The sequence below is a fragment of the Shigella sp. FC1661 genome (genome assembly GCF_001712525.1).
Classification (GTDB): Bacteria; Pseudomonadota; Gammaproteobacteria; order Enterobacterales; family Enterobacteriaceae; genus Escherichia; species Escherichia coli.
Genome location: NZ_MDGW01000026.1, coordinates 1 through 12,324 on the forward strand (window position 1 = coordinate 1; position 12,324 = coordinate 12,324).

Genomic DNA, 12,324 nt, shown 5'->3' on the forward strand with positions numbered 1-12,324 from the left:
AGTTCATTTTCCATCGTTTTCTTGCCGAGCAGGCGCTGGAGTTCTTTAATCTGCTTCATGGCGGCAGCAAGTTCAGAGGCAGGAACAACCTGTTCTCCGGCGGCCACAGCAGTAAGACTTCCTTCCTGGTATTGCTTACGCCAGAGAAATAACTGGCTGGCTGCTACACCATGTTGCCGGGCAACGAGGGAGACCGTCATCCCCGGTTCAAAGCTCTGCTGAACAATTGCGATCTTTTCCTGTGTGGTACGCCGTCTGCGTTTCTCCGGCCCTAAGACATCAATCATCTGTACTCCAATGACTAGTCTAAAAACTAGTATTAAGACTATCACTTATTTAAGTGATACTGGTTGTCTGGAGATTCAGGGGGCCAGTCTACCAGCGTTGCGCAAACCTGCTCTATTCGACAATTTCCACATAAACCATCGGTATAAACGAAACCATAAAAATGAAATACTGTTTTCATAAAAAATAAAATTGAAGGTTCATTTTATAAACCAGACATTACCTCCTACGCTTCTGTGCGTTTTTAATTTATGCTTTCATAGAATTATGTCTGCATCACGGGAAGAACAAAATGGATAATGCTGTTGATCGCCACGTTTTTTATATTTCTGATGGTACGGCAATAACTGCGGAGGTATTAGGACACGCAGTAATGTCACAATTTCCCGTCACTATCAGCAGCATTACGCTGCCGTTTGTCGAAAATGAGAGCCGTGCACGGGCAGTGAAGGATCAGATTGACGCAATTTATCACCAGACAGGTGTGCGCCCGCTGGTCTTCTACTCCATCGTGTTGCCGGAGATTCGCGCCATCATCTTGCAAAGTGAAGGCTTTTGCCAGGATATCGTTCAAGCGCTGGTTGCCCCGCTACAACAAGAGATGAAACTGGATCCAACGCCGATTGCTCATCGTACCCATGGCCTTAACCCTAATAATCTCAATAAATATGATGCGCGCATTGCGGCGATTGATTACACCCTTGCCCACGATGACGGCATTTCGTTGCGCAATCTGGATCAGGCTCAGGTGATCCTGCTCGGTGTTTCTCGCTGTGGTAAAACCCCCACCAGTCTGTATCTGGCAATGCAATTTGGTATCCGCACGGCAAACTACCCCTTTATTGCCGACGATATGGATAATCTGGTGCTACCCGCGTCGCTCAAACCGCTTCAGCATAAATTGTTCGGCCTGACTATCGACCCGGAACGTCTGGCGGCGATTCGCGAGGAACGTCGGGAGAACAGTCGCTATGCCTCGCTTCGTCAGTGCAGAATGGAAGTCGCGGAAGTGGAAGCCTTGTACCGTAAAAATCAGATCCCGTGGATTAACAGTACCAATTATTCGGTAGAAGAGATTGCCACCAAGATCCTCGATATCATGGGCCTTAGTCGCCGAATGTACTAGAGAACTAGTGCGTTGATTTGTTTTTTTGTTATCATGCTAACCACCCGGCTAGGTGTGACACACCTCGCACTTGAAATCAGCTGCGATTGGTTTATCGTGATGCGCATCACTTCCCGGTAGTCCTGCCGTAGAAGCAACAAATTTCTGAGACTTGTAATGAACAGAACTGACGAACTCCGTACTGCGCGTATTGAGAGCCTGGTAACGCCCGCCGAACTCGCGCTACGGTATCCCGTAACGCCTGGCGTCGCCACCCATGTCACCGACTCCCGCCGCAGAATTGAAAAAATACTGAATGGTGAAGATAAGCGACTGTTGGTCATTATTGGCCCCTGCTCGATCCACGATCTCACCGCTGCAATGGAGTACGCCACCCGTCTGCAGTCGCTGCGCAACCAGTACCAGTCACGGCTGGAAATCGTAATGCGCACCTATTTTGAAAAACCACGAACTGTTGTCGGCTGGAAAGGGCTAATCTCCGATCCGGATTTAAACGGCAGCTATCGGGTAAATCACGGTCTGGAGCTGGCGCGCAAATTACTTTTACAGGTAAATGAGCTGGGTGTCCCTACCGCGACTGAGTTTCTCGATATGGTGACCGGTCAGTTTATTGCTGATTTAATCAGTTGGGGCGCGATTGGCGCTCGTACTACCGAAAGTCAGATCCACCGCGAAATGGCTTCAGCACTCTCCTGTCCGGTAGGTTTTAAAAATGGTACCGATGGCAACACGCGGATTGCCGTGGATGCTATCCGCGCAGCCCGCGCTAGCCATATGTTCCTCTCGCCAGACAAAAATGGTCAGATGACCATCTATCAGACCAGCGGCAACCCGTATGGCCACATTATTATGCGTGGCGGCAAAAAACCGAATTATCATGCCGATGATATCGCCGCAGCCTGCGATACGCTGCACGAGTTTGATTTACCTGAACATCTGGTGGTGGATTTCAGCCACGGTAACTGCCAGAAGCAGCACCGTCGCCAGTTAGAAGTTTGTGAGGATATTTGTCAGCAAATCCGCAATGGCTCTACGGCGATTGCTGGAATTATGGCGGAAAGTTTCCTGCGCGAAGGAGCGCAAAAAATCGTCGGCGGTCAGCCGCTCACTTACGGTCAATCCATTACCGACCCGTGTCTGGACTGGGAAGATACCGAACGCCTGGTCGAAAAACTCGCCTCTGCGGTAGATACCCGCTTCTGAATGCGTGCCCATTCCTGATGGGATGGGCATTTCTGCGCAACTTGTTGTCTTCTCAACACATTACTGCTTGCTCTGGCCTGCCATAATATTGATAATAAGAATCATTGTTATATCAATTATTATTAATTTTTATGCGTTATGCGGATAGCAGAAAACTCACGCCTGAAACGGATGCCAATCACAAGACCGCTTCCCCGCAGCCCATCCGGCGAATTACCAGCCAGACACTGTTAGGTCCGGATGGCAAACTGATTATCGATCATGACGGGCAAGAATATCTGCTCCGTAAAACTCAGGCTGGCAAGCTGCTGTTAACTAAGTAGCCTTTAACTCGAGCAGCTGACTTCCAGCCGTTTACCCCAGTCAGGTGGACGACTGACATAGTCATCATCTCTGTCGCTGAAAGGATTTCGCAACGCCTCATGCAGGCGGTGCAATTCCATCATATCACCCTTTTCTGCCGCTTCAATCGCCCGTTGCGCCAACCAGTTGCGCAATACCAGAGCTGGGTTAACGCTTTGCATCAGTTGCTGACGCTCACTATCGCTAACCTCGTCTTGTTGCAAACGCCCCCGATAACGGGCAAACCAGTCATCAAATGCCGCACGATCAATAAACTCATCACGTAGCGGTGACGCCGCGCTGTGCTGCTCGGTCAGACTCAGCATGCGGAATGTGCGGGTATAATCGCTGCGCTCTCGCGCCATCAGACTGAATAATTCATTCAGTAGCGCGTTATCCTCTTTTTGCTCCGTCATGAAGCCCAGTTTCTGCCGCATCCGTTGTCCATAATGCGTCAACAAAACCTGCTGATAGCTGTCCAGGGCCTCATTCAGGGCATCTACGGCAACAAATGGTGACAATGTCTGCGCCAGACGCTGTAAATTCCACAACGCGACAGCAGGTTGATTATCAAAGCTATAACGCCCTTGATGATCCGAGTGATTACAAATAAAACCGGGTTCGTAATCATCAAGAAAACCAAACGGCCCGTAATCAAGCGTCAGTCCCAGCAGCGACATGTTGTCGGTATTCATCACCCCATGTGCAAAGCCGACCGTCTGCCATTGGGCAATTAACGACGCGGTACGTGCGACAACATCGCTAAACCAGAGACGGTATTTGTCCTCATCATCTTCAAGATGTGACCAGTAATGACGAATAGCAAAGTCAGCTAACTGACGAACCTTTTCCGACTCGCGGCGGTAGTAAAAATGTTCGAAATGACCAAAGCGCAGATGACTTGGTGCCACACGCATCAGCATCGCGCCTGGCTCCGCCGTTTCCCGATACACTGGCGAATCGCTGGTGACGATACTTAACGCGCGGGTCGTCGGAATGCCCAGATAATGCATCGCCTCACTGGCGAGACTTTCTCGTATCGTCGAACGTAAAACCGCCCGTCCATCACCCATTCGCGAATAAGGCGTCAGGCCAGCACCTTTCAGATGCCAGTCCATTGTAGTGCCATCAGCAAGCAGTTGTTCGCCGAGTAAAATGCCGCGCCCATCACCCAGTTGGCCCGCCCAGACGCCGAACTGATGACCACTGTAAACCTGCGCCAGTGGTGACATACCAGGCAGTAGGGCTTCGCCGCCCCAGACACCTGCGCCATTTTTAAACAGCGACGATGGAATACTCAGCGTGTTAGCCAGTTCGGTATTATGCCAAACCAGCCGGGCATTATTTAAAGGCGTAGGGGAAAGTGCTGTATAGGTTTCTGGCAATTCATCGCGCCAGCGGGTAACAAAAGACAGGGTCATAGATCCTCCTGTTTGATAGTGTAGACGGTTACTCTCGTCTTAAACACCAGCAAACAGAAGGGTTATCGCTGAACCAACGTCGTTATCTGATTTATGGGAACGGCAGGCCACAGGCATCCCTGGAGAGCATGGAAATCGAAGGGGGTAATCTGTGCCAATATTTCTGCCGTATCAATGCCTCCCGCAATGATGCAATTGCAACAAGGGGAAATTTGCGCCTGGATCGCACGAATAAACGGTTCGAAGGAGCGGTGCGTGATTTGTTGCTGAATAAAACTTTTATCCAGCATGACGCGGGTGAAAAGACCATCAAAAACCGCTTTCATTGTGCTATTGCCTGCTCCCAAATTACCTAACACAAGGGGATACACTTGCGATAAGGATAAAAGACCGCGGTTATCTTTTCCTTCATTGAGATGCGGGTAATACTCATTAATCAACAGTTCAATAAACGGATATTTTAATAGTTCGCCTGCGTAATTATCCCTCTCTAATAATAATGTAGCCACTTGTGGCGTTAAATTAAGCCAGGCAAAGAGTTTATGTTGAATAAAAAAATGTTGGCATGATTTTAGTAATTCCAACTGCTCTGAAAATAATTGCCAATGTTGCTCCTCGGTAAGTTGCGCTATAACCCGACTCGTCGGGATACGCACCGTGCCATCTTCACTGGAGAAATGGGTAATTAACTCAACGCCGACAAGGACTTGCTGGTTATCTCTTATCGGCAGGAAATAGCAATCAGAATGATAAAGATTCTCCAAAAAAATCTTCATGGTAACCGTCCCTCTCGAAGGATGTTTTTCAGTATCCGGCTAAAAGGGATGAGGCCATAAGACATAACAATTACAGAAGGAGTAACTTTCATTTGTTCCATGTTAACCACTTTTTCAGGGGTCCTTTTTTTAGATTATCCTGATTATAAACGAATAATCCATTTACGGAATTTTTGTCTGCAAAATACTACTGTATTCAGGAGTAAATGGACGGCGATGTATCATCGCCGTCCATTTTTCGACATACTAGATTCGTCTCGCCTGCCAGAAATTTTTCTGCCAATAGACATTATCAAGTGAGGAACGCATCACTCCCTTGCTGGTAGAGGCGTGGATAAATTGGTTGTTGGTATCGTAAATACCTACATGCAAACCATTTTGTCCGGACCCCGTTTTGAAAAAGACCAGGTCACCTGGCAGCAACTTGTCTTTATCAATTTGCGTGCCAATAGAGGCTTGTTGTTTGGTTTCACGGGGCAGCTGCAAATCGAAACGATCGCGCATCGTCACAACCACAAATCCCGAACAGTCCACACCGCGCCGCGTCATGCCACCATAACGATACGGCGTGCCATGCCAGCTTTGTAGCTGGTCGTTCAAACCGGCAATAACGGTAATCGAATCAGAAAGTCTGGCATTTGGCGGCGGTGCTTTATGGTGGCTACACCCGGCCAGAAACAGTGCTGTGATCAAAATAAGGCAGAAACGCATTCCGTACGGTTCCTCTGTTTTTTATTCTTGCATTAATTTAGCGTCGTAATTACCCGATTTTCAAGATACTAATGAAATCAGATGGTCAAAATCAGCATTCTGTGACCTTCGATATCCAGACGGCGAAAATTCATCCCATAGGCCTGCGCCAGATTTGGCGGCGTGAGCACCTCTTCTCTGCGTCCACTGGCCAGCATTTTTCCACCTTTTAGCAACCACGCCCGATGCGCATGACGCAACGTGTGGTTGAGATCGTGACTGCTCATCACAATCGCCAGTCCTTGCTGACACAGCGCGCTCAGAATTTTGTCTAACGCACTTTGTTGCGCAACATCAAGACTGTTCATCGGCTCATCAAGAAGCAGCAATTGGCCTGCGGGATTGGCTTGTGGTGTGATTTGCAACACCACCGCAGCAAGACGTACGCGTTGCCATTCACCGCCGGAAAGTTGATTGGTGCTACGACCGAGTTTGTCATCAAGAGCCAGCGCCCCTGCGACATCATTCAGTAGTTCGGTACGCGTTTTATCGTGCTGATGCAGTGTCAGGTAGTGCCAGACCGGCATTGCAAACGGCGGCGTCTGCTGTTGTGAAAGATAGGCGCGATGCAGCGCGAGTTTTGTTGCGGACCATGCTTCCAGGGGTTGCCCCGCGAACTGAATGCTTCCCTTACCGCTGGTCATTCCGGCCATTCGTGCAAGCAAGGTACTCTTACCCGCGCCATTCGGCCCCACCAGGTGCAGGATCTCCCCAGCCCGAACCTCGCCAGAAAGTGGCCCCAGGCGGGTAGATTCCGCAACATCCTGTAACTGCATCACAATAGACATTATTTTGCCAACGCCAGTTTAATGCTTTCCATCACAATGGGGTCTTCCGGCGTCATATCCGGGGAAAAACGCTGGATGACCAATCCGTCCCTGCCAACTAAAAATTTCTCAAAATTCCATAAAATATCATCAGGGTACAGCGGTGCACGACCTTTGCTGACCATACGGGCATAGAATCCGCTCTCTTCCGGCGCGACTGCGGTCGGCGCTGCGGCAATCAATTTTTGATACAGCGGATGGCGTCCTTCGCCGTTAACTTCAATCTTACTGAACATCGGGAACGTCCCCCCCCATGTGGTGGTACAGTAAGTTTTAATCTCTTCATCGCTGCCCGGTTCTTGTTCCAGAAACTGGTTGCACGGGAATCCCAGCACCACAAAACCTCGATCGGCCCAGGCTTTCTGAATATTCTCCAACTGCTCATATTGCGGCGTTAAGCCACACTTTGAGGCGACATTGACAATCAACAGCACATTACCGGCGTACTTCTCCAGCGTGGTCACTTCACCGTCGATATCTTTCACTACGGTCGTCAGAATGGAATCTTGCATCGTTTCTCCTGGGTGTGGTCAGTAAAAATCTTAGCTTTTAATCATAGACCGTCTTTTTGCGGCTAACGTCTTGCTTTTAACAATAACCAGATAAACACCGGCGCACCCAACGTTGCGGTGACCACGCCAATAGGCAGCTCTGCGGCAGCTAATGCCAGGCGCGCTACAATATCGGCCAGCAGCAATGCGCTCGCCCCTGCCAGCGCGCAGCCGGGAAGTAATACGCGATGATCGGTTAAACCACACAACCGAAGAATATGTGGGATCACCAGACCAATAAAGCCGATAGCACCCGCCAGCGCCACACTGACGCCAACCATCCAGCCGGTCGCGGCCACCAGCACATTGCGCCAGAACCACAGGGGTAAACCCAGTTGCCGCGCCGAGATCTCGCCAAGTGCTAACATATTCATCGGCCTGGACTGACAACAGATCCACAACAACACGGGGATCAATGCCAGCATCAGCCAGCTTTGCCGCCAGTCTACGCCGCCAAAACCGCCCATCATCCAGTACATCAGCTGACGTAAATCAACAGAGGTGGAAAAGTAGATAGCCCACGTCATTAGTGCGCTACAGATAATCCCTAATGCAACGCCAGCCAGCAATAACCGACTGGTCGAAAGATGACGACGGGCGAAACGTAAGAGTATTAAAGTGATGATAAGCGCGCCAGCAATCGCACACAGCCCTAGCGCCCAGTTGGGGAGTTGCCCTTGCCCAAGCAATACCGCGGCGATAAGCCCCACGCCTGCGCCGTTAGAGACCCCAAGTAGTCCAGGTTCTGCCAGAGGATTTTCAAACAACGCCTGCATTACAGCGCCGGATATAGCCAGCGCCGCACCAACCAGCAATACAGCCAGCGTACGTGGCAGGCGAATTTGCCAGACGAACAGTTCGCCACGAGGAGTAAACCAGTCACCTAGCGAGATCCATTGTTCACCGGCGCAAAGGCTTAAGAGAAGCGCCAGCAGCATCAAAACTGACAGGCATAATAACCAGCGAATATTTTGTCGCTGTTGTTGGCGGGCAAGTGTCAGCATGGTATCCGTTCTGCTGAAGTGTCATGGCGTTGATTTTACGGTGACTCTTCGACAGTGAAAAGAAAAAAGGCCGCAGAGCGGCCATAAACACAAGTAAAAATCAACAAGTTAGATAATTATCAAAGACTTACAGACACACAAAAACACAGCCAACCACAACAAATAACAGGGATGTGGTCACTTTGTGGATCATATCGCCGCCATAAATTTACTTAATAACAGTAACCACAGCCACAAGCACGGCCATCGCAGACAGGACAATACCTGTGAGTAACCAAGTCTGATTTGCAAATGATTTCTGAAGTTCAGTACGATGCTCAGCCATCTCAACTTTCAGAGACTGGCGTAAATCAGCCATCTCAGACTTCAGGGATTGGCGCGATTCTGCCATCTCAAGCCTCAACCCTTCGCGAATCTCCAGTACATCAGATTTGGTAGCAAAGGATTCGCTTCTTGTAGTGAGAGTAATCAGGTTGTTTTTGATTTCAGTCACATCACTTTCCAGGCAACTGACCCGCCGTTCAAGGTCGTCATTCATGCCATCACCTCCATCATTACCACTTCCTGTTACTTGGTTGTTGGATACATTATAGGCATTCTCTTTCTTTTTTCTGAACCGCGAAATATGTGCAACATTCTCTGCCATCACTTCTCATCACCCTGCTTGCCTACCCAGTTCATAAAGGCCCGGGCCGAGTAACGATGAACAAACCCACATCTGTTACAGGTAAGTCGGAATTCATAGTTATGGATATTTTCCCGATCATGTCCCTCATATCCCGGATACCCAGTAAATGGACCGATGTAATCAAGCATAACAAAAGTGCCTAAATCACACTCCTCAGCAGTTTTCGGCTCAGGCCCCACCTCAACAATATTCGTCAAATACATGTACATATCCGTATCGCCACACGACAAACATTTTTCATTCGTAGACGACTCATTGAGAAAACGCGCAAAATTATCGAGCGTTGCCATTCTTTTAAGTTCATCTAAATGAAACTTCACTCTTAAGCACCTCCTAGTGGATTAAACCTCACCGCATCCTGCAGGTAATCCGGCGCAAGATGGGCATAAATCATCGTTGTCTGAATCTTTGCGTGCCCCAGAATTTTCTGGAGCGTCAGAATATTGCCGCCGTTCATCATGAAATGACTGGCGAAGGTGTGGTGCAGCGCATGAACAGCCTGGCCGTCAGGAACATCAGGTGCGACCGTTTTGATGACATCGCGAACCAATGAATAATCCAGCGTCGGAAACACCAGTTTCCCGCCCCGTTTTTTGATCTTTTCAAACAGGCTTTCAGAAATAGGAACGGTACGGTTTTTGCTGTTCTTCGTTTTTGAAAAAGTGATTCGACAATGAAGAACACGGCGCTGCTCCAGTGCCGCTACCTCGCCCCATCGCGCCCCGGTCGACAGAAGGATTTCGACAGCCAGTCGTTCATCGGGATTTTCAGCCAGTGCATCCAGCAACTGAACACATTCAGACTTACTCAGATATCCCATTTCGCGCTCCTTAACCTTCATTCCTTTAAGGCCTTGAACGGGGTTATCGTTAAGAAAATGGCCGGATGAGATGAGTGCGGTAAACATCGCGCTTAACGCCCCAATCTCTCGATTTATGGTGCTGGGCTGTATCCCCTGCTCTATCCTGGACACACGTAGCTCGGTGAGCATCGTTGTATTAAGTTTATGCACGCACGGGTCATCCATTGCTTCACTCAAGCGCAGCAATTTAAGGCGCGTGTTATGCCCTGACTTCATTAGCTGGCCGTGGTATTTCCACCACAAGTCAATAAGCACTGACAGAGGACGGCGATCAATAGAGTTTCCTTTCCACTCATTGTTATGCTGTTGCGCCAGCACCCACCGCTCATATAAAACTGCATCCGATTTCGTTTTAAATTTTTTGCGAATGCGTTTGCCTTTACGCCCCTCAGGGCACATGTCAAGAAGATACCCTCCCAGAATTGATTTTATGCTCATTCGTGAAACCCCAGCGTTACAAGACCACCATGCCCCCAGCGTTCTATGATTAGCCGGGCTGTGTACCAGTCTTGCGGGATTTTTGAGAAGACGATGTGTTTTCTGGCCCATCAGGGGAGAGAGAGGGACTGATCTGCCCAGCAGCCTCATTTGTTTTTCCCGTCATAAGCCAATTCATGTACTTAAAAAAGCGAGGGTGATTAACAATCTTGATAAGCACTTCGCCCCCTATGTTTTCAATCCGCCCCGTTTCATAACGACGCAAAGTGCCGATAGGCACATCAATCAGGCCGCAAAATTCTTCGCGCGTTAAATCCTCTGATTCACGAATCACTCTAATTTTTTCACCGATAAGCATTGACAGTGTCCCTATAAGTACACTAAGCTTGCGCACAAGGTGTACTTATAAGCACACCAAGTCACAAACAACCACAGATAGCGCAGGTTATCACACATGGCAAAAGTCCTGAACACACACGAACAGGCAGACTTTGAGCGTTTAGCAGCGTTCTATCCCTACCGCGATGAGCATGGGTTACCAGTACTTGAAGAAAGCCTGAAAGATTACGCAAAGCGTACCAACCAAGCTGTTAACACAGTGAAAAGACAGGCTGACAGAGGTTCAATTCCCATCAACCAAGATGAAAAGAACTCAAGACGCACAGTAAATCTCTTCGCTCTTTTCCTGAAAACAATCAGGAGCGCAGAAAAATACGTGCAGATGACAAAATAACGAGGTGTCATTTTATGCTGAAGCAACGCCGTAATTTTCGTACCGGAACAGAACGCCACGCTAACCGTTTCACTACCAGTGCATCACGCAGCAACATCCGCTACAGCCTGAGTGATACACACGCAACGCAGGATGGCTACCCAGTAAAACAAATCGGCGAGCACACCTGGCTGATTGAGAAAGCTGGAATCGTGATCCACAAATGCCCACGCAATCCGTTTACCGGAAACCGCATTTTTGCATTGAGCTGTGGCGACAATCAGTGCGGGCAGGATTTCACATTATACGAAGCACTTCGCACGATTGATCGTCTGCTTCGCGGGCAAAGTTTTATTAAACAGACTGATTTATAACAGGTGCTTTATGACCAAAGACCATGCACAAGGTGTATTTATCCGTTTTATTGATTTTCGCGGTGAACTGTTATTACGTGCATCCGCTATTGACGGAGTGACTCCGGCGGGTAAAAACGGAGCCGACGAAGCCACTTACGTTTATCTGAACGGCACGCGACTGCTTGTGGAACTTCCGTACCAGACCGTACGAGAAATCATTAGCGAAGCTGAAAAGGCACGCCAGGTTAATGGCGATGAACCCTATATCGAAATTATTTGTATGGATTCAGAAGCTGAAATACAGAAAGCAGATTAAAGGGCGTTGTGATGGGCAAAGAATATAAAACTCTCATTAACAAAGCACTTGAGCGTTTTTATTTTCGCTTAAGTGCATCAGGCGCTCATGCTGAACGTGCGGCCCGTGACTCATTGACCAGAGCAATCCGAAGTCTGTATGACGTGGCTTTTTACGCTGATGATCTGGATGCACTTAACGAACTTTCCGAGCTGATCTGTGCCGCAGTGGATTTGCCCCTATATTTCCAGACATCTGTTATCACTTAACCCATTACAAGCCCGCTGCCGCAGATATTCCCGTGGCGAGCGATAACCCAGCGCACTATGCGGATGCCATTCGTTATAATGCTCGAACGCCTCTGCAAGGTTCTTTGCTGCCGTTAACCCGTCTGGTTTGGGCATGATACTGATGTAGTCACGCTTTATCGTTTTCACGAAGCTCTCTGCTATTCCGTTACTCTCCGGACTCCGCACCGCCGTGTTCTTCGGTTTGAAGTGGCACACTGAATTTGGCCACCTGAACAGAGGTGATATGCTCACCTCAGAACAACACAGGTGCTCCAATGAAAAAAAGAAATTTTAGCGCAGAGTTTAAACGCGAATCCGCTCAACTGGTTGTTGACCAGAAATACACGGTGGCAGATGCCGCCAAAGCTATGGATGTTGGCCTTTCCACAATGACAAGA

The 12,324-nt window shown here is 48.8% G+C and carries 19 protein-coding genes and 1 pseudogene; 8 read left to right on the top strand and 12 right to left on the bottom strand.

Annotated elements, in window-relative coordinates:
• Positions 1 to 287 (bottom strand): transposase (locus BFF42_RS02115; protein WP_000567737.1); only part of this gene is annotated, 287 nt, incomplete at its 3' end.
• Between the two features lie 290 nt (positions 288 to 577).
• Here BFF42_RS02115 and ppsR point away from each other — a divergent pair.
• From ppsR to hemP, 3 genes are all read left to right on the top strand, one after another.
• Positions 578 to 1,411 (top strand): posphoenolpyruvate synthetase regulatory kinase/phosphorylase PpsR, encoded by an 834-nt coding sequence (gene ppsR, locus BFF42_RS02120; RefSeq protein ID WP_000368051.1) that lies wholly within the window; start codon positions 578 to 580, stop codon positions 1,409 to 1,411.
• Between the two features lie 156 nt (positions 1,412 to 1,567).
• Positions 1,568 to 2,614, top strand: coding sequence for a 3-deoxy-7-phosphoheptulonate synthase AroH (gene aroH / locus BFF42_RS02125; protein WP_001082223.1), 1,047 nt, complete (start codon positions 1,568 to 1,570; stop codon positions 2,612 to 2,614).
• A gap of 131 nt (positions 2,615 to 2,745) precedes the next feature.
• The gene (gene hemP, locus BFF42_RS02130) at positions 2,746 to 2,937 is read left to right on the top strand and encodes a hemin uptake protein HemP (RefSeq protein WP_012421553.1); all 192 of its coding nucleotides are present in this window, start codon (positions 2,746 to 2,748) and stop codon (positions 2,935 to 2,937) included.
• Positions 2,938 to 2,940: 3 nt separating this feature from the next.
• On the opposite strand, the gene selO is transcribed toward hemP, so the two are convergent.
• The 10 genes from selO to BFF42_RS02180 all read right to left on the bottom strand — a co-directional run bounded on the left by selO (position 2,941) and on the right by BFF42_RS02180 (position 10,631).
• Entirely contained in the window at positions 2,941 to 4,377 is a 1,437-nt protein-coding gene (selO, locus tag BFF42_RS02135; RefSeq protein ID WP_000175717.1) for a protein adenylyltransferase SelO, read from the bottom strand.
• Positions 4,378 to 4,439: 62 nt separating this feature from the next.
• Positions 4,440 to 5,153: an anti-FlhDC factor gene (gene ydiV / locus BFF42_RS02140; RefSeq protein ID WP_039059362.1), complete on the bottom strand. Its 714-nt coding sequence runs from the start codon at positions 5,151 to 5,153 to the stop codon at positions 4,440 to 4,442.
• A gap of 246 nt (positions 5,154 to 5,399) precedes the next feature.
• Positions 5,400 to 5,864: an NlpC/P60 family protein gene (locus BFF42_RS02145; RefSeq protein WP_001209786.1), complete on the bottom strand. Its 465-nt coding sequence runs from the start codon at positions 5,862 to 5,864 to the stop codon at positions 5,400 to 5,402.
• 77 nt (positions 5,865 to 5,941) lie between these two features.
• Positions 5,942 to 6,691: a vitamin B12 ABC transporter ATP-binding protein BtuD gene (gene btuD, locus BFF42_RS02150; protein WP_000029465.1), complete on the bottom strand. Its 750-nt coding sequence runs from the start codon at positions 6,689 to 6,691 to the stop codon at positions 5,942 to 5,944.
• Positions 6,691 to 7,242 (bottom strand): bifunctional thioredoxin/glutathione peroxidase, encoded by a 552-nt coding sequence (btuE, locus tag BFF42_RS02155; RefSeq protein WP_001154174.1) that lies wholly within the window; start codon positions 7,240 to 7,242, stop codon positions 6,691 to 6,693. The genes btuD and btuE overlap by 1 nt, the downstream gene beginning before the upstream one ends.
• A gap of 62 nt (positions 7,243 to 7,304) precedes the next feature.
• Positions 7,305 to 8,285: a vitamin B12 ABC transporter permease BtuC gene (btuC, locus tag BFF42_RS02160; RefSeq protein ID WP_000956508.1), complete on the bottom strand. Its 981-nt coding sequence runs from the start codon at positions 8,283 to 8,285 to the stop codon at positions 7,305 to 7,307.
• Positions 8,286 to 8,493: 208 nt separating this feature from the next.
• On the bottom strand, positions 8,494 to 8,931 hold the full coding sequence (locus BFF42_RS02165) for a hypothetical protein (protein WP_000829983.1): 438 nt from the start codon (positions 8,929 to 8,931) through the stop codon (positions 8,494 to 8,496).
• On the bottom strand, positions 8,931 to 9,293 hold the full coding sequence (locus BFF42_RS02170; protein ID WP_000668483.1) for a hypothetical protein: 363 nt from the start codon (positions 9,291 to 9,293) through the stop codon (positions 8,931 to 8,933). The genes BFF42_RS02165 and BFF42_RS02170 overlap by 1 nt, the downstream gene beginning before the upstream one ends.
• A 2-nt stretch (positions 9,294 to 9,295) precedes the next feature.
• Entirely contained in the window at positions 9,296 to 10,273 is a 978-nt protein-coding gene (locus BFF42_RS02175; RefSeq protein ID WP_419722589.1) for a phage integrase, read from the bottom strand.
• 49 nt (positions 10,274 to 10,322) lie between these two features.
• Complete coding sequence (locus BFF42_RS02180) at positions 10,323 to 10,631, bottom strand: helix-turn-helix domain-containing protein (protein WP_000904672.1); 309 nt, start codon at positions 10,629 to 10,631, stop codon at positions 10,323 to 10,325.
• Between the two features lie 96 nt (positions 10,632 to 10,727).
• Here BFF42_RS02180 and BFF42_RS02185 point away from each other — a divergent pair, with 96 nt between their 5' ends.
• Genes BFF42_RS02185 through BFF42_RS02200 form a run of 4 tightly spaced genes read left to right on the top strand, consistent with a single transcriptional unit; the run spans position 10,728 to position 11,905 of the window.
• Positions 10,728 to 11,006, top strand: coding sequence for a hypothetical protein (locus BFF42_RS02185; protein WP_001151410.1), 279 nt, complete (start codon positions 10,728 to 10,730; stop codon positions 11,004 to 11,006).
• 14 nt (positions 11,007 to 11,020) lie between these two features.
• The gene (locus BFF42_RS02190) at positions 11,021 to 11,359 is read left to right on the top strand and encodes a DUF4761 family protein (protein WP_000917812.1); all 339 of its coding nucleotides are present in this window, start codon (positions 11,021 to 11,023) and stop codon (positions 11,357 to 11,359) included.
• 10 nt (positions 11,360 to 11,369) lie between these two features.
• Positions 11,370 to 11,657, top strand: coding sequence for a hypothetical protein (locus tag BFF42_RS02195; RefSeq protein ID WP_000158971.1), 288 nt, complete (start codon positions 11,370 to 11,372; stop codon positions 11,655 to 11,657).
• An 11-nt stretch (positions 11,658 to 11,668) separates the two neighbouring features.
• Positions 11,669 to 11,905: a DUF4754 family protein gene (locus BFF42_RS02200; protein WP_000514280.1), complete on the top strand. Its 237-nt coding sequence runs from the start codon at positions 11,669 to 11,671 to the stop codon at positions 11,903 to 11,905.
• Here the strand turns inward: BFF42_RS02200 and BFF42_RS02205 are convergent.
• Positions 11,876 to 12,130, bottom strand: a pseudogene (locus BFF42_RS02205) (integrase core domain-containing protein); the annotation flags it as partial. The gene BFF42_RS02200 and the pseudogene BFF42_RS02205 overlap by 30 nt on opposite strands.
• A 71-nt stretch (positions 12,131 to 12,201) precedes the next feature.
• Here BFF42_RS02205 and BFF42_RS02210 point away from each other — a divergent pair.
• A partial coding sequence (locus tag BFF42_RS02210; protein ID WP_005083954.1) for an IS3 family transposase occupies positions 12,202 to 12,324 on the top strand: 123 nt, incomplete at its 3' end.

What these genes read in the sequence shown, in the direction of transcription:
- BFF42_RS02185 (WP_001151410.1), top strand. Translation starts at nt 10,728, where the DNA reads ATGGCAAAAGTCCTGAACACACACGAACAGGCAGACTTTGAGCGTTTA.
- BFF42_RS02190 (WP_000917812.1), top strand. Translation starts at nt 11,021, where the DNA reads ATGCTGAAGCAACGCCGTAATTTTCGTACCGGAACAGAACGCCACGCT.
- hemP (WP_012421553.1), top strand. Translation starts at nt 2,746, where the DNA reads ATGCGTTATGCGGATAGCAGAAAACTCACGCCTGAAACGGATGCCAAT.
- btuE (WP_001154174.1), bottom strand. Translation starts at nt 7,242, where the DNA reads ATGCAAGATTCCATTCTGACGACCGTAGTGAAAGATATCGACGGTGAA.
- BFF42_RS02200 (WP_000514280.1), top strand. Translation starts at nt 11,669, where the DNA reads ATGGGCAAAGAATATAAAACTCTCATTAACAAAGCACTTGAGCGTTTT.
- BFF42_RS02145 (WP_001209786.1), bottom strand. Translation starts at nt 5,864, where the DNA reads ATGCGTTTCTGCCTTATTTTGATCACAGCACTGTTTCTGGCCGGGTGT.
- selO (WP_000175717.1), bottom strand. Translation starts at nt 4,377, where the DNA reads ATGACCCTGTCTTTTGTTACCCGCTGGCGCGATGAATTGCCAGAAACC.
- BFF42_RS02175 (WP_419722589.1), bottom strand. Translation starts at nt 10,273, where the DNA reads ATGAGCATAAAATCAATTCTGGGAGGGTATCTTCTTGACATGTGCCCT.
- aroH (WP_001082223.1), top strand. Translation starts at nt 1,568, where the DNA reads ATGAACAGAACTGACGAACTCCGTACTGCGCGTATTGAGAGCCTGGTA.
- BFF42_RS02180 (WP_000904672.1), bottom strand. Translation starts at nt 10,631, where the DNA reads ATGCTTATCGGTGAAAAAATTAGAGTGATTCGTGAATCAGAGGATTTA.
- ppsR (WP_000368051.1), top strand. Translation starts at nt 578, where the DNA reads ATGGATAATGCTGTTGATCGCCACGTTTTTTATATTTCTGATGGTACG.
- btuC (WP_000956508.1), bottom strand. Translation starts at nt 8,285, where the DNA reads ATGCTGACACTTGCCCGCCAACAACAGCGACAAAATATTCGCTGGTTA.
- BFF42_RS02195 (WP_000158971.1), top strand. Translation starts at nt 11,370, where the DNA reads ATGACCAAAGACCATGCACAAGGTGTATTTATCCGTTTTATTGATTTT.
- BFF42_RS02165 (WP_000829983.1), bottom strand. Translation starts at nt 8,931, where the DNA reads ATGGCAGAGAATGTTGCACATATTTCGCGGTTCAGAAAAAAGAAAGAG.
- btuD (WP_000029465.1), bottom strand. Translation starts at nt 6,691, where the DNA reads ATGTCTATTGTGATGCAGTTACAGGATGTTGCGGAATCTACCCGCCTG.
- ydiV (WP_039059362.1), bottom strand. Translation starts at nt 5,153, where the DNA reads ATGAAGATTTTTTTGGAGAATCTTTATCATTCTGATTGCTATTTCCTG.